We start from the raw sequence: 20,811 nt of genomic DNA on the forward strand, positions 1-20,811 counted from the left end.
CACCAAACACAACACATCCGACTACACTGTACTTGGAATCCCTAGAACCCCTTCAAGTTCCTCAACGCCGGCAAGCACCACGGATTAAAAACTGTTTTGGCCAAGATTGAGGGTGCAATAAGTAAATTTACCAGACTTTACAAAAAAGTTACATTCTTTGAAGTTTGCTCATCCACCCCGCCCAGCAATCAACCACTGCGGTATCCTAAATCTCGGTATTTATCTCCAGACTGCCCTTATTGTCGTAGCTTAGGGGCTTCCTGAGTTGGCGTCAGGGCATCCACCTGTCATCCTGATCGTTTTAGGAGCGGTTATTCCATGGCTCACACTGTCAAAATCTACGATACCTGCATTGGCTGCACCCAGTGTGTGCGGGCCTGCCCCACCGATGTGCTGGAAATGGTTCCTTGGGATGGTTGCAAAGCTGGCCAAATTGCCTCCTCCCCCCGCACAGAAGATTGCGTTGGCTGCAAACGCTGCGAAACGGCCTGTCCTACTGACTTTTTGAGCATTCGTGTTTATCTGGGTGCAGAAACCACCCGCAGCATGGGTCTAGCCTACTAGTCCCCCCTTTTGTGAAACTTTCATCAAATTCTTGATTGGGCTTGAGGCAACATCCCTACGTCTCAAGTCTTTTATTTGCTGTATCTAGCACCAACCCGAACCTTTACTCACCTGCCGATCAAGGCTGATCCTCATTGCTGAGGCGGTTTTGTAGGTCATCTACTGCTTCATTGATTTGGGCAATTTTTGCCTCTAGCTCTAGCCGCATCGACTCCATCAAATTGTCATCACTGCCATTGAGGGGAGCAGCTTTATCGCCCCTCAACCGTCCAGAGTCACTCGTGCTTGCTTTACTCAATCTATCCTTGACTAAGAGTGTGACAAGGGAACCCGCAATGCCGCCAAAGAGGGCACCTGCCAGAAATCCCCAGCCAAAGCCATTGCCACGGTTATCCATAAAGAAAGTAATTAGGCTTGATACCTATAGACTAACCTACTGCACACCATGCGAAGATACCACGGGAGCAAGTTACCACAAATGTAGCAGATTGAGGGTTGTCCCTAATACCTAAAACGCTGACCAAATAATGCACGGCACAATTATCTCTGCCACAGCTCCCAAGAGTTTTGTGCCCCGATACTGATGAGCCAAACGACGCAATTTGGCAATCTGCTCTAGGTGTTCATCGACATCACTTCGGAAGCCACCAGTGTTATTTTTGGTATCCCCAAAGAGGCGATCGCCCTTGGTGTCATGCACTATGTGCTCCCCATTGACTGCATGGGGATCTTTTTGCAGGAGTTAGTGACTTCCCCCACCCGATCAACGAGAAAGATTGGGGTAAATCCGCAGCCGCCGATTTGGCTCTTCACCAAAGCTACAGGAGGTCAACTGGTAGTGCTCAATCAACTCGTGTTGCATCCGCCGAATATTGGCCGATCGCGGGAGTAACTCCACCGCTTGCCCCTTAGGAATGACAATTTCCTCAACCGCTAGGCGCGCTTCTTCAAGGGCTTCCAATTCATCATCGCTCCCCGTCGGGCTAAAGAGGGAGAGATCTGCCGACTCTGCTGGACTAGGGTCTTCCATGCCCAGCAAATGCCGTAGTCCTCGGACAATTTGCGCCATACTATTTGTCTTAATGGCATGAACGGGTAGATGGTGAATATGGGCAAGGTGCCGCAGCTTGCTTTCCCCCTTGAGATGGGAACGGAGCGTCAAAATCACATCCGCTTGATCAATGTCCTTAGTGACAATAATGGGTAGGTTGAGCGTGCGGATCGCTTGCTCTAGGTGATGGCGGCTGACAGCATAGGGAAAAACATGGAGGGGAAGTTCTTCGCCATTGGGTCCAACCGTGGGGGCATCCAGTGTTGCTTCAAGCAGTTGGGCAAAATTCGCCCGCAGCGGTTCTTTGTTAGCATCAACGACAGGTAGCATCTGGCCGCTCTCGCGCCAGGAGGGACGCTGCGGCACAGATCTGACCTCCGATCGCTGGGGGGTAGGTTCAGGACGACTAATCACCACTGAGCCATCGGCAGCAACACTACGAATTTCGGGAGCTGGTTGGCGACCCCGCAGCAGGAGATCTACACTGGCAGCGACATCGAGATGTACAACCCAGCGATCGCGCTCCAGCATTTCCACCGCAATCTGAAAGGTCGGGGGGGCTTTGCGTTCAAGAACACTCTTTTGGGTGCCCCGCCGCCGCGCCTCTTCATCCCCAAGGGTGACTGATTGAATGCCCCCCACCAAGTCTGCAAGGGTCGGGTTTTTTATCAGGTTCTCAATTTGGTTGCCGTGGGCAGTGCCAATGAGTTGTACGCCTCGCTCAGCAATGGTGCGCGCCGCTAGTGCTTCCAGTTCCGTGCCAATCTCATCAATGACAATCACTTGGGGCATGTGGTTTTCCACCGCCTCAATCATCACCTGATGTTGAAGTTCTGGGCGTGCCACCTGCATTCGTCGTGCCTTGCCAATGGCTGGATGGGGAATATCACCATCACCGGCAATTTCGTTGGAGGTGTCAATAATCACCACCCGCTTGTGTAGCTCATCGGCAAGAACACGGGCAATTTCCCGCAGGGCCGTTGTTTTCCCCACCCCCGGACGCCCCAAAAGCAAAATGGACTGACCACTTTCGACCAAATCGCGAATCATGCCAATGGTGCCAAAGACGGCTCGCCCCACCCGGCAGGTCAAGCCAATAATCGTTCCTTGGCGATTGCGCAGGGCACTAATCCGGTGCAGCGTACGCTCAATGCCGGCGCGATTGTCACCACTAAACTCGCCCACCCGATTCACGGCATATTGCAACATCTCACGGCTGACGGGAGTCTCAGCAAGGTATTGGGTACTGTGGATAAACCGCGCTTCTGGCAATCGCCCCAAATCGAGAACAATTTCTAAGAGTTCTTCCCGCTGCGGGTGATCGGTGAGAGACTGTCCAAGGGGCGGCGGTAGGATGGCCAGTAGTTGATCGAGATCGTCAGTGACTTGGCGTTGTCCAGCAGTCAATTCAACCATAGGGTACAGAGGGTGACGGGACAGATTTCAAAGGAGACACAAGGGTCGCTGCTTCAGCAACAGCCGCTGCAAGGACGGCAGGAACAGTTTGCCATGGTTGGTCGGCGATCGCGTGGAAAGGGGCAAGGCGTTTGCGGGCATAACTACCATAGGCAACACCAGCGATTCCCTGTTGATCTAGCAATCCCATTGCCCTGAGTTTAGCAACCGTATGGCCATTTGTGCCGCCGGCTAACTGCACAAAGCCGGGTAAATTTGCCCCCAAAATGGCTTGACCCCATTGAATTGTGGCTCGCGTTGCCCCCTCGCCAATATCGCCGCTCATGGGACGGCCATCGGCCTGCCAAATCAGGGCACACTCCAAGGGTTGAATCTGCCGATTGATCCAGTGCAGGTAGTTAATTCCCTCCTCGGTTGGGGGACAACTGATGGCCAGCACCTGTAAATGGCGCACCCAAGGTCGCACGCGCTGCCAAAGCTCGGCAAAAGGGGTGTAGCGCTGAGGTTGCGTATGAATCTCAAGGGCTTGAATGGTGCCCTCGGCCAGCAAGGGGGTAATGTTTTCAAACACGGCGGGCTGCTCTTGGGCAGTGATCAATCCCCAAGGACACAGGGGCAAACAGCGACCACAGCCATAACAGCGATCGCGCACCACCCCCTGCACCTGTTCATCGAAGCGAATCGCCTCCGCAGGGCAAATGCGTTCACAGGGGCGATCGCACGCTGGTGGACAGCAATTCGGATCAAACGTCGCCTTGCGAAAATGGGGATCCGCCCCATCGTTAATGCTCACCATGAGCAGGGGGCGAGTTGCACCAAGGCTCTCGGCAACCGTCAAAGCATCATTGGCGGCGTAAATCACAGCGGGGTCGGCGGCCACATCAATACAATCAGCCCCTGCCAACGCATAGGCCAATGTCAAGTTATAAATTTGGGCAACATCTTGGAAACTGGCACCGTTAATGAGTTTGAACCAACGATGTGCCGCTAAAGCCGCGAGAGGGGCAGCAAAATCAGCCATAGATATATTTTATGCGTTGTCAGGATTCACCGTCGTCGTGACTCATCATCCGTTGCAGGGCTTGGAGGCCTTTTTTAATTTGTCGAGAGACCGTGACCGCACTTAGACCCAAAAGTTCAGCGGTTTCTTTTTGACTGAGATCATGCAAAAAGACGAATTCCAGAATTTGACAGGTGCGGGCTTCCAGTTTTTGTAGACACTGCTGCAAGCGAATGCGATCCTCTTCAGCCAGTTGAAAACTTTGGTACCGCTGATCGGGCACGATGTCACCGAGGGAAACGGTGTCTTCTTCTCCCTCAAAGGTGGGGGCATCTAAACTGACAGGGGTGGTGTGGTAGCTGGCAAATTTTGCCGCTTGCCAGTCTTCAAGGGGGACATCGAGGGCTTGGGCAATTTCGCTATCGGTGGGGGGGCGATGCAGTTGTTGGCGTAGCTCCTGAATGACCCGTTTGCCTTGGCTTTGCAAGGTTTGCAAACGGCGAGGTATACGAATTTGGGGACTTTTGTCCCGCAGGTAGTGTTGAATCTCACCGCGAATGTAGGGAATAGCAAAGGAACTAAAGGCGACCCCCTTGCTCGGGTCAAAGCGCTCAATTGCCTGAATCAGGCCAAGGGTGCCCACTTGCATAAGGTCGTCAAAGCTTTCTTGGGTGCACTGTGCCCAGTGGTGGGCTTCCTTGCGTACTAGTCCCATGTTCAACTCGACAAGGCGATTCCGCAATTCTGGTGCAGGGTTGTGTTGGTATGCCTGCAACAACGAGAGGGTGGAATACTTTAGGTCAGTATTGGCTGTCGTGCTAAACATAGAACACACAGTACCTTCAATCCCCCACGGCTTCAAAATGAGCACATCAATGAACACATACTATAGTTTTTTACCGAACGAACGACTTCAATGAAGACAATTGAACTAAATATAAGCTGCACCTATGAAGTCGACTATTTTTACAGTTCCACATTTAGTATGGCAAGGCATCGTTACTTTCCCTGTGATCTCGACCACAGATTAGGTTAAATTTTACTAAATGCTGTGCTTTAGGTTTGCAGGCTACCAAGGGCGATCGCGCCCCACAGAGCGGCTCCCAAGCCAATGCGATACCAGATAAAGACCCAAGTGGAATGGCGTTGCAGGAAGTGCAGCAGCCAAGCGATCGCCAGATAGGAAAACACCATACTCGACAGGGTGGCAATCACAAGGGGAATAAACAGCGTCCCCTCATCAAAGACATCTTTGGCTTGAACGAGGGTGGCGATCGTCAGAGTGGGAATGCCCAACAGAAAAGAAAAGCGCGCCGCTGTTTGCCGCTCCAGTCCTAAAAATAAAGCCGTGGTTAGTGTCGAGCCTGACCGCGAAGCCCCTGGCAGCAGGGCAATCATCTGGCCACAACCGACGAGAAAGCCATCTAAAATGCCAATGTCTTGATAGGTGCGCTTACGGGAACCCCATTTTTCTGCGAGTCCCAAAAGAATTGCCATGGCGATCGCCATCGTGGCAATAATCTGAGGGCGATCCAGCTCTACTTTGGCCAATTTCAGAATCAGTCCAGCCACTAGTGCAGGAATCGTACCCACTGTGATACCAACCAACAGTTTCCATTCTTCGCGCTGCCAATCTCGCTCTTGCCATGCTTGGGTAGCCCCTTGGAGAATTTGGCGAATGTCTTGCCAAAAGTAGCCAAAAACGGCAATCACACTCCCAAACTGCATCGCATCTAGAGCAGTTTTGTGCCAAACGCTTTTCCACCCCAACAGGTCACTAAAGAGAATCAGGTGAGCCGTGCTGCTAATGGGTAGGAACTCTGTAATACCTTGCACCAAGCCGAGGATGACTGCTTGTAGCCAAAGAACAATATCCACGTTTCTGACTCACCTTTGCGACCTCACCATCTTGCCATGAGTCGGTGAACAGTCTATCCTCGCCAAGATTTTGTAATAGATTGTAGAAACATGCGCCTTACAAGGGCGCAGTCCTCTAAACGCAGTAGCACTGTTTTGCCAGTTTAGGCGTATATGTCGGGTAACTTAGAAGCCGTTGAGCGGGAAATTGTAGGGTTACAGGGGATGCTATTGGCCGCGTTAGCGGAAATGCGTCAGCTTTATGATGTCTATCTGGAGATGCTCGCCCCCATTGCCCGTCAGCAGTTGATCACGGTCAGCTATCAGGTGTGTACCCAAGTCTTTCCAGAGCAATTTTTGACCCTTGAGGATTCAGAGCGACAGGAACTCCAGCGTCAGATTGTCGAACTAGCCACAGCTTTGGAAACCACTATTTTAGGTTTGCAGCCCCGTCGCCAAGAAGAGCCGACGCTAGGGTCAGAAGCGACGAATGGGGAAGAAGACTCAACCAAGGAACAGGAAACCCCCTCCCTAGCGGAGCAGTTGAGCCGAGTCCTCTACCAAAGTTCGCTCAAGATTAACCATCTGCTGCAACGGGCGGCTATCTTACCGCCTGCCCCGATCGCGGTCATTTTAGAGATTGCTAGTAAGGCCGAAAATCGTCCCTTGGGGCGAATTCCCCACTTATTGACGATCATGCTGGATGAGCAGAAATTGCAAGAGGAGGGCGAAGACGAGGGAGACACGAGTGAGTCCCCAAGGGAATCCTCCAGCCATCACCCCATGGCAGCCGTTTACCTGCAACTTGAAGAACTGGAGTTTCAGCACCCGCCCCTTGCCAATCAGCGCAGTCAAATTCGCCAACTGGAAGCGCGTCTAGCCACCCTGCAAAAGCAGCTGCATAAGAAACAGCGACAATATCTGGTTCTCAAGGCCAGTCGAGCATGGTGGCAAACATGGAAAGCCAATGAAGCCGCAGATACGACAGCGCCTGTCTCTGAAGTCATAGATGGTGAGCAATAGGGAAGGAGGCCTGCGGTGTCCCTTGACTGGCCACGCCTACAACGCGCCCTTGCCATCGAAATGGAGCGGGGCTTTTGCAATCTTCAGGGGAATACCTATCGGTTCAATGAGTATTTACACGAAGCGTTAACGCAGACCCCCCTACAACAACTACCCCTTCAGGTGCGCGATCGCTGGCAGGAAACGGCGGCAGCCTATGCTCATTACAACGATCTGTCCCCCAGCGAACGACAACGCCTCGTGGTAAAAACGCGCCAACTGCTCCACGATGTCCACAAACAACTCACGAGTCCACCCCCACGCCGCCGTCCCCTCGATCAAGCGCTCAAGACCGTCAAGGGGATTGGCGATCGCACGGCGACCAAGCTAGAAAAACTAGGCCTGCATACGGTTGCAGATCTCATTTATTACTTTCCCCGCGATCACATTGACTATGCCCGCCAAGTGCCCATTGGCCAACTTCAAGCCGGGGAGACGGTCACCATTGTGGGTAAAGTGCGCCGTTGCAACTGTTTTACCAGTCCGCGCAATGCCAAGCTGACCATCTTGGAAATTCTCCTTCAGGATGCCACGGGGCAAATTCGGCTCAGCCGCTTTTATGCCGGTGCCCGCTACGCCCAACGGGGGTGGCAAGAGCAGCAAAAACGCCTCTATGCGCCCCAGACCATTGTGGCCGCCTCCGGCCTTGTCAAGCTGACAAAGTACGGCCTCACCCTTGAGGATCCGCAGTTAGAAGTCCTCGATCATGCCGGGGCAGAGATAGACTCCCTGACGATTGGCCGCATTGTGCCGGTCTATCCCCTCACCGAGGGAGTTTCCCCCGATGTCCTCCGCCGGGCGGTGAATTGCATTCTGCCTTTGATGCAGGGCTACCCCGATCCTTTACCACAGAGTCTGCGCCAACGTCACCACCTCATTCCCCTAGAGAGGGCGCTGCGTTACATTCACTTTCCCCCCGACCAAAGGCAACTGAGTTTGGCGCGGCGGCGGTTGATTTTTGATGAATTTTTCTACCTGCAACTGGGGTTATTGCAACGACGCCGCCAGCAGCAACAGCAGGCCAGTGCCCCTCTTCGTCCTCAAGGAAAATTAGTTGCCCAATTTTACCAACGGTTGCCGTTTCAGCTCACAGGGGCGCAGCAGCGGGTGGTGGCGGAAATTTTGGCGGATCTAGAGCGCCCGATTCCCATGAATCGCCTTCTCCAAGGGGATGTAGGGTCAGGCAAAACCGTTGTCGCTGTGATTGCCCTCTTGGCGGCAGTGCAGTCCGGCTATCAGGGGGCGCTTATGGCCCCCACAGAGGTTTTGGCAGAGCAACACTATCGCAAGCTGTTGGAATGGCTGACTCCCCTCCATGTGCCGGTGGAACTGCTCACCGGATCCATACGCACGGCCAAGCGCCGCCAGATTCTGGATCAGTTGGTAACGGGGGAATTGCCCGTGCTGGTGGGTACCCATGCCCTAATCCAAGAGGGGGTGACGTTTCGGCGGCTCGGTCTTGTGGTCATTGATGAGCAGCACCGCTTTGGGGTGGCACAACGGGCTAAGCTGCAAGCCAAAGGACTCCTGCCCCATGTGCTGACCATGACGGCAACCCCCATTCCCCGTACCCTGGCGTTGACGCTCCACGGCGATCTCGATGTCAGTCAAATTGATGAGCTGCCCCCCGGTCGGCAGCCGATTCAAACAACGGTCTTAGGACGGGGCGATCGCCCCCATGCCTACGAGTTAATCCGCCGGGAGGTGGCGCAGGGGCGTCAGGCCTACATTGTCCTGCCCTTGGTGGAGGAATCGGAAAAACTGGATCTCAAATCGGCCATTGCCGAGCACAAGCGGTTGCAAACGGAGATTTTTCCCAACTTTCGGGTGGGACTGCTCCACGGTCGCATGCCGGCTAACGCAAAGGATGGCACCATTCGAGCCTTTGCCAAGGGGGAACTGGATATTCTTGTGGCTACAACGGTGGTGGAGGTGGGAATCGATGTCCCCAATGCCACGGTGATGCTCGTTGAACATGCGGAACGCTTTGGCCTATCGCAATTGCATCAACTGCGGGGACGGGTGGGTCGAGGTGCCCAACAGTCCTATTGTCTGCTGCTCAATAGTTCCCGCAGTGATGCTGCCAAGCAACGGCTGAATGTGTTGGCGCAGTCTCAGGATGGCTTCTTTATTGCCGAGATGGATCTGCGGCTGCGCGGACCGGGGGAGGTGCTGGGGACGCGGCAATCGGGATTACCGGACTTTGCCTTGGCCGGCCTTGTGGAGGATCAAGATTGCCTAGAGGCGGCGCGATCGGCAGCCGCTGAACTGATCGAGCAGGATGCGGAGCTACGGGGCTATCCTCTGCTGCAAGCGGTTCTGCAACAACGGCGCGATCGCCTAGGGCGCAGCGGAGCTGTTCCCCTTTTAGAGGGCAGGATGAACTAATGCGCCGCCGTTGGCAGGGATATGTTAAATTTAGTTAAGAACCTGATAAAAAGCGCCGCCAATGAAAGTCTCTTGGAAAACTGTTCTCCTTTGGTCTATCCCCCTGCTGCTGATGGGGGTTCTCCTCTGGCAGGGGGTGAGCAACTTCATGCTCAATCAAAGTCAGCCTCCCCTCAATACCGCCAGCACCCGCATGAGTTACGGGCGATTCCTCAACTATCTGGAGGCGGGTCGTATTAGTAAAGTGGACATTTTTGACAACGGTCGCACCGCCATTGTGGATGTCTCGGATCCGGAATTGATTAACGGTCGTCCCCTGCGGGTACGGGTGGAGATGCCGGGGATGGCGCCAGAAGTTATTAGTAAACTGCGGCAGCAGCATGTAGAAATTGACGTGCATCCGGCGCGCAATGACGGTGCCCTGTGGGGTCTGTTGGGGAACCTGCTCTTTCCCGTCTTGCTGTTGGGAGGACTCTTTTTCCTCTTTCGCCGTTCCAGCAACGTGCCGGGCGGACCCGGTCAAGCCATGAACTTTGGGAAATCCCGCGCCCGCTTCCAAATGGAGGCCAAAACCGGAGTCACCTTTGATGATGTGGCCGGTGTGGATGAAGCCAAGGAAGAACTGCAGGAGGTGGTCACCTTCCTGAAAAAACCGGAGAAATTTACGGCGGTGGGTGCCCGTATTCCCAAAGGGGTGCTCTTAGTAGGCCCCCCTGGTACCGGTAAAACCATGCTGGCCAAGGCGATCGCCGGCGAGGCGGGGGTGCCCTTCTTCTCCATTTCGGGGTCAGAATTTGTCGAGATGTTCGTCGGCGTAGGTGCTTCCCGCGTGCGGGATCTCTTCCGCAAGGCCAAAGAAAATGCGCCCTGTTTGATTTTTATTGACGAGATTGATGCGGTCGGTCGCCAACGCGGCGCCGGCATCGGCGGTGGCAATGACGAGCGCGAGCAAACCCTCAACCAACTCCTCACGGAAATGGACGGCTTTGAGGGCAACACCGGCATTATTGTGATTGCGGCAACGAACCGCCCCGATGTCCTTGATGCGGCGCTGTTGCGTCCCGGTCGCTTTGACCGGCAAGTGGTTGTTGATGCCCCCGACATCAAGGGGCGCTTGGCCATTCTCAAGGTGCATGCCCGCAACAAAAAACTGGCTCCGGAAGTCTCCCTTGAGGCCATTGCCCGCCGTACCCCTGGGTTTACCGGCGCTGATTTGGCCAACCTGCTGAATGAAGCGGCAATTCTCACTGCCCGTCGCCGCAAGCCCGCGATCACGATGCTGGAAATTGACGATGCCGTGGATCGGGTTGTCGCGGGTATGGAGGGCACCCCCCTCATTGACGGCAAGAGCAAACGGTTGATTGCCTACCACGAAGTGGGTCATGCCATTGTTGGCACCCTGCTCAAGGATCACGATCCTGTGCAAAAGGTCACCTTGGTGCCGCGTGGTCAAGCTCGGGGTCTCACTTGGTTTATGCCCTCCGAGGATGCGGGTCTCATCTCGCGATCGCAATTGATGGCGCGCATGGCCGGTGCCTTGGGGGGTCGCGCTGCCGAGTACGTCGTCTTTGGGGATGCCGAGGTTACCACCGGCGCAGGGAATGACCTGCAACAGGTAACGGCCATGGCTCGGCAAATGGTGACCCGCTTTGGGATGTCTGACCTGGGGCCTCTCTCCTTGGAAAGCCAAAACGGTGAAGTGTTCCTAGGGCGCGATCTGGTGTCTCGCACAGAGTACTCGGAGGAAATTGCTGCGCGCATTGATGCCCAAGTGCGGGAATTGGTACAGCACAGCTACGAGTTGGCCATCAAGATTATCCGCGAAAATCGAGTGGTCATTGACCGCTTGGTGGATCTACTGGTGGAAAAAGAAACCATTGATGGCGAAGAGTTCCGCCAGATTGTTGCCGAGTACACTGTGGTTCCCGATAAGGAGCGGTTTGTGCCTCAACTTTAGAGGCCACCTGAATAGCAATTTCTCAATTGATTCCATGGGTGAAGGTGTGGGGTGATCCCTGCACCTTTTTTTTAACATTTTGATATACGTGAAGTAGAATGATAATCGTTATTAAATTCTCGAACAATGACTCAATTCCCTCTTCCTCACTGGAAATCCGCAGATGCCACTATTGCCGCACTCCCAACTGCCCTATCGCCGCGTGTTTCCGAGGCGCAAATGGAGCAGGCCGTTCGGGTACTGCTCAGGGGTCTAGGCGAAGTCCAGATCGCGAAGGCTTGCGGGATACCCCCAAGCGGGTGGTCAAGGCCTTAAAATTCCTCACTTCCGGATATCACCAATCCTTGGATGAACTCCTCAACGGCGCCGTCTTCCATGAAGACACCAACGAAATGGTGTTAGTGCGCGATATTGACCTGTTTAGTTCCTGTGAGCACCACATTTTGCCGATTATTGGCCGTGCCCATGTGGCCTATATTCCCAACGGCAAGGTGATCGGCTTGTCGAAAATTGCCCGCATTTGTGAGATGTATGCGCGGCGCCTCCAAGTGCAGGAGCGATTGACGCAGCAAATTGCCGATGCCCTCCAGGGACTGCTGCAGCCCCAAGGGGTTGCGGTGGTCATTGAAGCCACCCACATGTGTATAGTCATGCGCGGGGTGCAAAAGCCGGGCTCCTGGACGGTGACCAGTTCAATGCAGGGGGTTTTTGCCGAGGATGCGCGGACTCGCCAAGAATTCCTAGACTTAATTCGCCATCAACCCTCCTTCCACTGAGGAGAGTCTCAGAAACGCGATGGATAGCTGTCAGGTGATTGTGGTTGCCGGGCGCTGCGGTGCCGGCAAAACCCACTGGATTCGGCAGCAATTGGCAGCCCAAGGTTGGCAGCAGCCTTTGTTTTACGCCTGTCCCGGCTACGGATCCATGGGGGTAGATCTGGCGCGCATGGGGTATCTGTATCCGCGATTGCAGGTGCTGCCCGCCGCCAGTCTGGAAGCGTGCTGGGAGAGGCTGCCACCACAGGGACAATTTTTCCTAGAAGTGGGCTATCACCTGGACATCCACTGCCTACAGATTCCCCTTCCTAGGGTGAAGCGGGTGGCGATCGCCACCCCAGAGGAGACAGAATTCTGCCACTGGGCCGATGAAGTGGTGGAACCCGCCGTGCCCTTGCCGGCGATCGCCCCTGGGTTGCCCGACCTGTGGCAAATAGAACTCAGCGACCAAGTCTTTGATCCTCCCAGTTTGGATGAGGTGCTTCTGGAGTTGACAGAGGGCGCCTATGGCCAAGTGCAGCGGCTGAAGGGAATTTTTGAACTGCCGGATGGCCAAGCCTTTGCCGTTGACTTTTCGCTGGGGCTTAAGGACATCGAGTACACCAACCTCAACCTACCTCTATGGTTTGAAGGGCGGCCTCGGCGCTGGAGCGGCCTAGAACTGATCGGCCATCACCTAGACAAAGCCGCCGTCCGCGAACTCATCGAGGATGCCGTCCTCAGTGACCCTGTTTTGGCGCAATACCAAGCTCACTACCGTACACCGCTGGAGGCCGAACGATGAAGTACGCAGTCATTTCTTGTATTCACGGCAATTACGAAGCGCTCAACGCTGTGCTGTTGGACATCGATCGCCAGCGGGTGGATCAAATTTACTGTCTGGGTGACCTGGTGGGGTATGGTCCCTATCCCAACGCCGTCGTAGAGATGATTCGCTCTCTGGACATTCCCACCTGTCAAGGGTGCTGGGACGAGGATATTGTCATGGGCTTGAATGCCTGCGAATGTAGTTATCCTTCCCAACTGGCGGAAAAGCGGGGGCGACGGGCCCATGAGTGGACTCAGCGCATGCTGCACCCTGAGGTTCGCGAATACCTTGCGCAATTACCGATGACGCTGCGACAGGGAAACCTGTGCTTTGTCCACGGCAGCCCCAACAGCCAACATGAGTATCTCCTGCCCACCATGCATGGATTTGCGGCCCTTGAGCGTGTCCTTGCCGCCGAAGCTGAGGTGCTCTTCTGCGGTCACACCCACATTCCCTATGTGCGTTACTTACGGGAAGGAAGGATTCGCGTTCAGCACAGCGGAGAAACACCCCAAGAATTTCAGGCCGGCGTCAAGATGATCGTCAACGCCGGGTCTGTGGGTGAACCGCGGCATGGGCGGCCCAATGCCACCTATGTTATCTACGACACCGATACCCAAAAAGTAACGCTACGGGAAGTTCCCTACGATTACCAGAAAACCTGTGCCGCCATTCTTGAGCAGGGGTTGCCGCCGATTTTTGCCTGGCGTCTGGCACGGAGCATGGAGTTTGCCGAACGGGCCGATGACCCTCACCATGTGTGTCAGCGATGATCACCTCTTGGGCTATTCTAAGCGGTATCGAAGGGAATTTAAGAGCGCTGGAGGCGGTGCTGCGGGATTTACGGCGGCAACGTCCCCCCGTTACGACCCTTTACGTCTTGGGAGACATCATTGGTCTCAAGGGGCAAAATGACGCTGTGGTGCAGCGCTTGCAGAGACCCGATCTAGAGCCTTTAGACCCCCAGATTTGCATCGGCTGGTGGGAGGAGCAGTGCTTTAATCTATTTGGCGTCGGCCTGTCGGGCGAAGTGCCGGAGTTGATTGCCCAGCACGGGGAAGCAGCCGTGGGGCAACTGTGGGAGTCCATCTCACGCTCGTCGGTGGAGTGGTTGCGATCGCTCCCCTTTGGTTTCCACGAGCTAGATTGTCTGTTGGTTCATGGCAGTCCGGTCAGTGTCTCAGAGGTTTTAACCCCCGATACCGCTCCGCCGATCCTGTGTGATCGCCTCATTCGAGCCGATGCCAATCAGCTATTTTGTGGACGCTCTGGAGAACTGTTTGACTGCTGGATCAGTGCAGAAGCCTTAACCAGTGAAGTGAAAACCCTAGACAGTAGGGAGCAACAAACCTTTGACCTGCTAAAGCGGCGACTGATCGGCGTGGGTTCCGTGGGGCGAGAGCCGGGCAGAGCCAGCTATGTCCTCTACCAGCCGGAGAGTAATCATCTTCAGCAGTTTTTGTCCCCTATGAGTAAAGACAGCCCTTTTCAAGGGGATAGAGTATGATTCAACGACTTTAGAAAAGGGCTATTGGTCTCTTGTTTTACTGCGGATCAGTATTTTTGCCTTTGAGCAAGCCAATCCACTCTTTTACTTGATCGGCTGCGATCGCTTGACATCCCAAGCCAAAGGCAAGGGCGATCGCCACCGCAATCGAACCAAAGAGCAGACCAAAAGCTAAGTTCACAATGCTGGCTGCAATGCCCATCTGCTGCAAGGCCATAGCGCCCACAAAAGCAAGGATGGCCATCCGCGCAGCCTGAGCCAAAAACCGCGCTTGGGATCCCCCCGTAGCGGCCACAAGTCGGAACGCCCAATTGGCTAAGTACAAACCCACCGCAAAGATCACAATGCCCACCAGCACTTGGCCGAGAATGACCAATAGGGCAGTGACAAAAGCGGTCAGCGCCGGAATTTCCAGAACCTCAACGGCAGCGATCGCACCTACTAAGACAATGCCAACGAATACAACAATGCCGACAATTTCCGAAGGCCGACGCCACGGGCGCTGGGTTTCCGTGGTCTGCTCTGCGGCAGCAGGAGGGGTCGGCAGGTCTAGCCAAACCAATACTTGGTCGAAGCCCAAGCTCCCCAAAAAGCTCGTCACTGTCTCAGCCACAAATCGGCCAATCACATAGGCCAACACGAGAATCACGCCGGCAGTGAAAATTCGCGGCAGAGCCAGCAAAACCTGGTTCAGCATTGCCGTTGCCGGCTCACTAATGGCCGCAATTTGCAGAGCCTCTAGAGCGGCGATCGCCGTCGGAATCAGAATAAGCACATAAACCAGTGTCCCTGCCCCTGTTGCCAGTGACTCACCGAGGCTCGCTTGCCCCAAACCCAGCCGCTGACCCAATCGCTGCACCCCAAAAGCCCGCATTAAATTGACAACCAGCCTGCGTACAATCTGGGCAATGAGCCAGCCGACCAGACCGATAATTACCGCCTTTAGGACAAAGGGCAGTGCCGCCAAAATATCGTTGAGCAGGTTTTGTACCGGCTCAAGGGCACCCTGAAGATCCAGAACTCCCAAAATTAGGGGCAGGAAAAACAGGAGGATAAACCAATAGAGGGTGTTCCCCAGCATGTCGCTAAAGAGAATAGGGGGAGGTGCCGCTTCTCCCTCAGCCAACTGCTGCAAAGGACGATCCAAATTCAGCGTCTGGGCAGAGCGAATGGCCACCAACTTGGCAAAGGTTGCCACCAACCACGCAACTGCCCCAAGGATAATTGCTGCTCCCAGTTTGGGGAGGAAACTAAAAACCTGATTGAGGAATGTGTTTAAAGGTTGAGAGGCTGTGGTCAAGCGCAGGGCATCTAAAAACATGACCACGGCCACCAAAAAAATGACCCAAAAGACGATACCGCTGACGATTCTGGTGATCGAAATTCTGTGCACCGCTTCATTGTCGTTGCCGAAAAACTGGGCTAACCGCGCGTCAAATTGCAGCCGCTTGAGCAGGGTTTGCGTGACCTTTGCCAAAATCAGCGCCACAATCCAACCCAAGATCAGCAGCGCCACCGCAGTCACCACTTGGACAAGGAGCCCCTTTAAATTATTCAAGTCAAGACCAATGCCCTCTTGAATTGGCTCACCCATGGGCAGAGAGTCTGGCGTGAGTTGGGCAAGGAACCACTGCGGTTGATGTAGCAGCCAAGCCAACATTTGTTTTTCCTCAGTCACAACCAATGCAACGCGACACTAAAGGTCAGCCCTATCCTATCAACAGGGAAAAAAAACGCCTAGGAAGTTTGCAAATTCTTAACACAACAAAAAAATCCCCCGCCCTAGGCAGGGGATCTTAAGAAAAACAACCTCAGTGGAGCGCTATCCTCAACCGAATTTGGCTGCCGTTGAGGCAATCAGGAAGGCAGCGTAGGTCAGCACATAACCAACACTGAAGTGAGCCAAACCGACGAGCCGAGCTTGCACAATCGAGAGGGCAACGGGTTTATCTTTCCAACGCACCAAGTTGGCCAAAGGAGTGCGCTCATGCGCCCAAACCAAGGTTTCAATCAACTCTTGCCAATAACCGCGCCAGCTAATCAGGAACATGAAGCCCGTCGCCCACACCAAGTGACCGAACAAGAACATCCATGCCCAGACCGACAGGTTATTGGTGCCAAAGGGATTGTAACCATTGATGAGCTGCGACGAGTTCAACCAGAGGTAATCCCGCAGCCAACCCATGAGGTAGGTGGAGTTCTCGTTGAACTGAGCCACATTGCCTTCCCAGACACCGAGGTGTTTCCAGTGCCAGTAGAAGGTCACCCAGCCGATGGTGTTCAGCATCCAGAACATGGCCAGATAGAAGGCATCCCATGCGGAAATATCGCAGGTACCGCCGCGGCCAGGGCCATCGCAGGGGAAAGCATAGCCGAAGTCTTTTTTATCCGGCATCAGTTTGGAGCCACGGGCATCCAATGCCCCTTTGACCAAGATCAAGGTGGTGGTGTGCAGCCCCAAGGCAATGGCGTGGTGCACCAAGAAGTCGCCAGGGCCAATCGTCAAGAACAGTGAGTTGGTGCCACTGTTGATGGCATCGAGCCAGCCGGGTAGCCAGACATTGCCATAGTTGGGCCAAGCAGTGCTCGCAATGCTATCGGGATTCGACAGCAGCGTATCAAAGCCATAGAGCAGTTTGCCATGAGCTGCCTGAATGAACTGCGCAAACACCGGCTCAATCAGAATTTGCTTCTCAGGGGTACCGAAGGCCACCACAACATCGTTGTGGACATAGAGACCCAACGTGTGGAAGCCCAAGAAGAGGGACACCCAGCTCAGGTGGGAAATAATCGCCTCTTTGTGTTGTAGCACCCGATCCAACACGTTGCCTTTATTTTGAGCTGGATCATAGTCCCGCACCAAGAAGATGGCGCCATGGGCAAAAGCACCCACCATCAAGAAGCCGGCAATGTACTGGTGATGGGTATAGAGAGCAGCCATCGTGGTGTGGTCTTGGGCAATGAAGGCATAGGGTGGCAGCGAGTACATGTGCTGCGCCACCAGTGAGGTGATCACGCCCAAGCAGGCCAAGTGCCAACCCAACTGGAAGTGCAATGAGTTGTTGTAGGTTTCATAAATGCCTTGGTGAGGCATATTGAACGGACCTTCCACCTTCGTGCCAAAGAAATCCTTGGCATCCATCATCTCTTTGATGCTGTGGCCAATCCCAAACTGGGTGCGGTACATGTGACCGGCCACGATAAAGAGGACGGCGATCGCCAGGTGGTGGTGTGCCATATCCGTGAGCCACAGAGACTCAGTTTGGGGATGGAACCCACCCAAGAAGGTGAGAATTGCTGTTCCAGCCCCCTCTGCCGTGCCAAAGACATGGCTAGCGGTATCAGGGTTTTGGGCATAGACACCCCAGTTGCCGGTAAAGAAGGGTGCCAAGCCAGCGGGGTGGGGCAGGGTGCTCAGGAAGTTATCCCAGCCCACGTGCTGACCACGGGACTCAGGAATGGCCACGTGAATCAGGTGACCTGCCCAAGCCAAGGAGCTAACTCCAAACAGACCCGCCAAGTGGTGGTTCAGCCGCGATTCGGCATTTTTGAACCAAGAGAGGCTCGGCCGGAATTTGGGTTGCAGGTGCAGCCAGCCGGCAAAGAGCGCCAGCGATGCCAGAATCAGCAGGAAGATCGCACCTTGGTACAGGTCGCCATTGGTGCGCATCCCGATGGTGTACCACCAGTGATAGACACCGGAGTAGGCAATGTCCACAGGGTTAGAAGCCCCCGCTTGGGTAAAAGCATCCACTGCGGCTTTGCCAAATTGGGGATCCCAGATCGCATGGGCGATGGGACGGGTGTTGACAGGGTCTTGAATCCATTGCTCAAAGTTTCCCTGCCACGCAACGTGAAATAGGCTGCCAGACACCCACAGGAAGATAATGGCCAGATGTCCAAAGTGGGAGGCAAAAATCTTCTGGTAAAGATTTTCCTCGGTCATGCCATCGTGGCTTTCAAAGTCATGAGCCATGGCGATGGCGTACCAAATCCGGCGTGTGGTCGGATCCTGTGCGAGGTCTTGGCTAAACTTCGGAAATTTAGTTGCCATAGTTAGTTATCTCCTCCTCGCCCCTATCCTACAGAAATAATCCGAGCTAGGAAGAATGCCCAAGTGGTGGCAATCCCCCCTAGGAGGTAATGGGCAACACCGACGGCCCGCCCTTGAATAATGCTCAGGGCACGGGGCTGAATGGCCGGTGCAACTTTCAGCTTGTTGTGGGCCCAAACAATGGACTCAATCAGCTCTTGCCAGTAGCCACGGCCACTGAAGAGGAACATGAGGCTGAAGGCCCAAATGAAGTGAGCACCCAAGAACAACAAGCCGTAGGCGGATAGGGCTGAACCATAGGAGCCAATCACCTGCGAAGCTTGTGCCCACAGGAAGTCCCGTAGCCAGCCATTGATGGTGATGGCACTTTGGGCAAAGTTACCGCCCGTAATGTGAGAGACCGTGCCATCGGGGGCAACCGTACCCCAGACATCCGACTGCATCTTCCAACTGAAGTGGAAAATCACCACGGAGATGCAGTTGTACATCCAGAACAGACCCAAGAAGACGTGATCCCAACCGGAGACTTGGCAGGTACCGCCACGACCGGGACCATCGCAGGGGAAGCGGAAGCCCAAGTTGGCTTTATCGGGAATGAGACGAGAGCTGCGGGCAAAAAGCACGCCCTTCAGCAGAATCAGCACCGTCACGTGGATCGTGAAAGCGTGAATATGGTGCACCATGAAGTCAGCAGTTCCCAGAACAATGGGCATCATGGCGACTTTGCCACCGACAGCAACGACATCACCACCAAAGGCGACACTTGCCGTGGCTGCTGCATTGGGAGCCGTGCCACCGGGGGATAGGGTGTGCAGGTGTTGTACCCATTGGGCAAACACGGGCTGAAGTTGAATCCCCGTATCGGAGAACATATCTTGGGGACGACCAAAGGCGCGCATGGTGTCGTTGTGGACGTACAGGCCAAAGCTGTGGAAGCCCAAGAAAATGCACACCCAGTTCAGGTGAGAAATGATGGCATCGCGATGGCGCAGTACCCGATCTAGGACGTTGTTTTGATTCATTGCCGGATCGTAGTCACGCACCATGAAGATGGCACCATGAGCCGCACCACCCACAATCAGGAAGCCACCAATCCACATGTGGTGGGTAAACAGCGAGAGTTGGGTGGGATAGTCGGTGGCCAAGTAAGGATAGGGGGGCATGGCATACATGTGCTGCGCCACAATGATGCTCAGTGAACCCATCATGGCAAGGTTGATGGCCAGTTGGGCATGCCAAGAGGTGGTCAGCACTTCATAGAGACCTTTGTGGCCGGCACCGGTGAAGGGGCCTTTGTGGGCTTCCAGAATCTCTTTAAGGCTGTGGCCAATCCCCCAGTTGGTGCGGTACATGTGACCGGCAATGATAAAGAGGACGGCGATCGCCACGTGGTGGTGGGCTGTATCCGACAGCCACAGGCCACCGGTTACAGGGTTCAAGCCGCCGTTAAAGGTCAGGAAATCCGAGTAGGCAGCCCAATTGAAAGTGAAAAAGGGAATGATGCCACTAAAGAAGCCCCAATCCACTTTGGGATATAGCTCGGCCATCAAGCTGGGGTTGAGGATGAACTCATGGGGCAAGGGAATGTCCTTGACCGCAACCCCGGCATCCAAGAGTTTGTTGATGGGGAGCGACACGTGGATCTGGTGACCTGCCCAAGCCAAAGACCCCAAGCCAAGTAGACCGGCAAGGTGGTGGTTGAGCATGGATTCCACGTTTTGGAACCATTCCAGCTTAGGAGCGCGCTTGTGATAGTGGAACCAGCCTGCAAAGAGCATTAAGCCAGCCATGACCAAGCCACCGATTGCGGTGCAGTAAAGCTGGAACTCATTGGTGATCCCAGAGGCACGCCACAGTTGGAATAGCCCCGAGGTGATTTGGATGCCGTGGAAGCCACCGCCGACATCACCATTGAGAATGCCTTGACCCACAATGGGCCAGACCACTTGAGCACTGGGCTTGATACCGGTGGGATCGGCCAGCCAAGCCTCATAGTTTGAGAATTTTGCACCGTGGAAGTACATCCCACTCAGCCAGATGAACACCACAGCCAGATGGCCGAAGTGTGCACTGAAGATTTTGCGGGAAATATCTTCAAGGTCGCTCGTGTGTGTATCAAAATCGTGGGCAAGAGCGTGGAGGTTCCAAATCCATGTGGTGGTTTGGGGTCCTCTGGCCAAAGTGCGGTCAAAATGCCCGGGTTTCGCCCATTTTTCAAACGATGTGGGCACCGGGTCATTGTCAACCACGACTCTGACCTTTGGCTCTCGCTCCGGTGGACTGATGGTCATCGAGTCTCTCCTCTCTCTTAGGCAAGGAAGGAACGAGGGCATTCACCTCGGAAAATAGAAAGATCTTTAGATCAATGATT

General features: G+C 54.5%; 16 protein-coding genes and 1 pseudogene. 8 read left to right on the plus strand and 9 right to left on the minus strand.

Annotated features, from left to right (window positions below; all coding sequences use genetic code 11):
• Positions 1 to 318: 318 nt before the first annotated feature.
• Positions 319 to 564: a photosystem I iron-sulfur center protein PsaC gene (psaC, locus tag ACK4IR_RS01930; protein ID WP_011056855.1), complete on the plus strand. Its 246-nt coding sequence runs from the start codon at positions 319 to 321 to the stop codon at positions 562 to 564.
• A gap of 118 nt (positions 565 to 682) precedes the next feature.
• Here psaC and ACK4IR_RS01935 read toward each other — a convergent pair whose 3' ends face one another.
• The 6 genes from ACK4IR_RS01935 to ACK4IR_RS01960 form a co-directional block, all read right to left on the minus strand.
• The gene (locus tag ACK4IR_RS01935; RefSeq protein WP_409871853.1) at positions 683 to 961 is read right to left on the minus strand and encodes a hypothetical protein; all 279 of its coding nucleotides are present in this window, start codon (positions 959 to 961) and stop codon (positions 683 to 685) included.
• A gap of 111 nt (positions 962 to 1,072) precedes the next feature.
• Positions 1,073 to 1,264 (minus strand): hypothetical protein, encoded by a 192-nt coding sequence (locus ACK4IR_RS01940; protein ID WP_409871856.1) that lies wholly within the window; start codon positions 1,262 to 1,264, stop codon positions 1,073 to 1,075.
• Between the two features lie 63 nt (positions 1,265 to 1,327).
• Entirely contained in the window at positions 1,328 to 3,031 is a 1,704-nt protein-coding gene (locus ACK4IR_RS01945) for a R3H domain-containing nucleic acid-binding protein (protein ID WP_409871858.1), read from the minus strand.
• A complete protein-coding gene (locus ACK4IR_RS01950) occupies positions 3,024 to 4,052 on the minus strand; it encodes an LdpA C-terminal domain-containing domain (RefSeq protein ID WP_409871861.1) in 1,029 nt (342 codons plus the stop codon). Before ACK4IR_RS01950 ends, ACK4IR_RS01945 begins: the two co-directional genes overlap by 8 nt.
• Positions 4,053 to 4,071: 19 nt before the next feature.
• Positions 4,072 to 4,857: an RNA polymerase sigma factor SigF gene (locus ACK4IR_RS01955; RefSeq protein WP_409871864.1), complete on the minus strand. Its 786-nt coding sequence runs from the start codon at positions 4,855 to 4,857 to the stop codon at positions 4,072 to 4,074.
• 230 nt (positions 4,858 to 5,087) lie between these two features.
• Positions 5,088 to 5,909 carry an undecaprenyl-diphosphate phosphatase gene (locus tag ACK4IR_RS01960; RefSeq protein ID WP_409871867.1) on the minus strand — a complete coding sequence of 274 codons (822 nt, stop codon included), beginning with the start codon at positions 5,907 to 5,909 and terminating at the stop codon, positions 5,088 to 5,090.
• Between the two features lie 153 nt (positions 5,910 to 6,062).
• Here ACK4IR_RS01960 and ACK4IR_RS01965 point away from each other — a divergent pair, with 153 nt between their 5' ends.
• The 7 genes and pseudogenes from ACK4IR_RS01965 to ACK4IR_RS01995 all read left to right on the plus strand — a co-directional run bounded on the left by ACK4IR_RS01965 (position 6,063) and on the right by ACK4IR_RS01995 (position 14,386).
• Complete coding sequence (locus ACK4IR_RS01965; RefSeq protein ID WP_409871869.1) at positions 6,063 to 6,911, plus strand: hypothetical protein; 849 nt, start codon at positions 6,063 to 6,065, stop codon at positions 6,909 to 6,911.
• 15 nt (positions 6,912 to 6,926) lie between these two features.
• On the plus strand, positions 6,927 to 9,338 hold the full coding sequence (gene recG, locus ACK4IR_RS01970) for an ATP-dependent DNA helicase RecG (protein ID WP_409871872.1): 2,412 nt from the start codon (positions 6,927 to 6,929) through the stop codon (positions 9,336 to 9,338).
• 61 nt (positions 9,339 to 9,399) lie between these two features.
• Positions 9,400 to 11,295 carry an ATP-dependent zinc metalloprotease FtsH2 gene (gene ftsH2 / locus ACK4IR_RS01975; protein WP_409871875.1) on the plus strand — a complete coding sequence of 632 codons (1,896 nt, stop codon included), beginning with the start codon at positions 9,400 to 9,402 and terminating at the stop codon, positions 11,293 to 11,295.
• A 126-nt stretch (positions 11,296 to 11,421) separates the two neighbouring features.
• Positions 11,422 to 12,071, plus strand: a pseudogene (folE, locus tag ACK4IR_RS01980) (GTP cyclohydrolase I FolE).
• A 19-nt stretch (positions 12,072 to 12,090) separates the two neighbouring features.
• The gene (locus ACK4IR_RS01985; RefSeq protein ID WP_409871878.1) at positions 12,091 to 12,855 is read left to right on the plus strand and encodes a GTP-binding protein; all 765 of its coding nucleotides are present in this window, start codon (positions 12,091 to 12,093) and stop codon (positions 12,853 to 12,855) included.
• Entirely contained in the window at positions 12,852 to 13,652 is an 801-nt protein-coding gene (locus ACK4IR_RS01990; RefSeq protein ID WP_409871881.1) for a metallophosphoesterase family protein, read from the plus strand. Before ACK4IR_RS01985 ends, ACK4IR_RS01990 begins: the two co-directional genes overlap by 4 nt.
• Positions 13,649 to 14,386 carry a metallophosphoesterase family protein gene (locus ACK4IR_RS01995; protein ID WP_409871883.1) on the plus strand — a complete coding sequence of 246 codons (738 nt, stop codon included), beginning with the start codon at positions 13,649 to 13,651 and terminating at the stop codon, positions 14,384 to 14,386. The genes ACK4IR_RS01990 and ACK4IR_RS01995 overlap by 4 nt, the downstream gene beginning before the upstream one ends.
• A 37-nt stretch (positions 14,387 to 14,423) precedes the next feature.
• On the opposite strand, the gene ACK4IR_RS02000 is transcribed toward ACK4IR_RS01995, so the two are convergent.
• The 3 genes from ACK4IR_RS02000 to psaA all read right to left on the minus strand — a co-directional run bounded on the left by ACK4IR_RS02000 (position 14,424) and on the right by psaA (position 20,731).
• Positions 14,424 to 16,046 (minus strand): mechanosensitive ion channel, encoded by a 1,623-nt coding sequence (locus ACK4IR_RS02000; RefSeq protein WP_409871886.1) that lies wholly within the window; start codon positions 16,044 to 16,046, stop codon positions 14,424 to 14,426.
• Positions 16,047 to 16,214: 168 nt separating this feature from the next.
• Positions 16,215 to 18,440 (minus strand): photosystem I core protein PsaB, encoded by a 2,226-nt coding sequence (gene psaB / locus ACK4IR_RS02005; RefSeq protein ID WP_409871887.1) that lies wholly within the window; start codon positions 18,438 to 18,440, stop codon positions 16,215 to 16,217.
• Positions 18,441 to 18,463: 23 nt separating this feature from the next.
• Positions 18,464 to 20,731: a photosystem I core protein PsaA gene (psaA, locus tag ACK4IR_RS02010; RefSeq protein ID WP_409871890.1), complete on the minus strand. Its 2,268-nt coding sequence runs from the start codon at positions 20,729 to 20,731 to the stop codon at positions 18,464 to 18,466.
• Positions 20,732 to 20,811: the final 80 nt, after the last annotated feature.

It is taken from the genome of Thermosynechococcus sp. (assembly GCF_046299635.1).
GTDB lineage: Bacteria > Cyanobacteriota > Cyanobacteriia > Thermosynechococcales > Thermosynechococcaceae > Thermosynechococcus.

What these genes read in the sequence shown, in the direction of transcription:
- psaC (WP_011056855.1), top strand. Translation starts at nt 319, where the DNA reads ATGGCTCACACTGTCAAAATCTACGATACCTGCATTGGCTGCACCCAG.
- ACK4IR_RS01935 (WP_409871853.1), bottom strand. Translation starts at nt 961, where the DNA reads ATGGATAACCGTGGCAATGGCTTTGGCTGGGGATTTCTGGCAGGTGCC.
- ACK4IR_RS01945 (WP_409871858.1), bottom strand. Translation starts at nt 3,031, where the DNA reads ATGGTTGAATTGACTGCTGGACAACGCCAAGTCACTGACGATCTCGAT.
- ACK4IR_RS01950 (WP_409871861.1), bottom strand. Translation starts at nt 4,052, where the DNA reads ATGGCTGATTTTGCTGCCCCTCTCGCGGCTTTAGCGGCACATCGTTGG.
- ACK4IR_RS01955 (WP_409871864.1), bottom strand. Translation starts at nt 4,857, where the DNA reads ATGTTTAGCACGACAGCCAATACTGACCTAAAGTATTCCACCCTCTCG.
- ACK4IR_RS01965 (WP_409871869.1), top strand. Translation starts at nt 6,063, where the DNA reads ATGTCGGGTAACTTAGAAGCCGTTGAGCGGGAAATTGTAGGGTTACAG.
- ftsH2 (WP_409871875.1), top strand. Translation starts at nt 9,400, where the DNA reads ATGAAAGTCTCTTGGAAAACTGTTCTCCTTTGGTCTATCCCCCTGCTG.
- ACK4IR_RS01985 (WP_409871878.1), top strand. Translation starts at nt 12,091, where the DNA reads ATGGATAGCTGTCAGGTGATTGTGGTTGCCGGGCGCTGCGGTGCCGGC.
- ACK4IR_RS01990 (WP_409871881.1), top strand. Translation starts at nt 12,852, where the DNA reads ATGAAGTACGCAGTCATTTCTTGTATTCACGGCAATTACGAAGCGCTC.
- ACK4IR_RS01995 (WP_409871883.1), top strand. Translation starts at nt 13,649, where the DNA reads ATGATCACCTCTTGGGCTATTCTAAGCGGTATCGAAGGGAATTTAAGA.
- ACK4IR_RS02000 (WP_409871886.1), bottom strand. Translation starts at nt 16,046, where the DNA reads ATGTTGGCTTGGCTGCTACATCAACCGCAGTGGTTCCTTGCCCAACTC.
- psaB (WP_409871887.1), bottom strand. Translation starts at nt 18,440, where the DNA reads ATGGCAACTAAATTTCCGAAGTTTAGCCAAGACCTCGCACAGGATCCG.
- psaA (WP_409871890.1), bottom strand. Translation starts at nt 20,731, where the DNA reads ATGACCATCAGTCCACCGGAGCGAGAGCCAAAGGTCAGAGTCGTGGTT.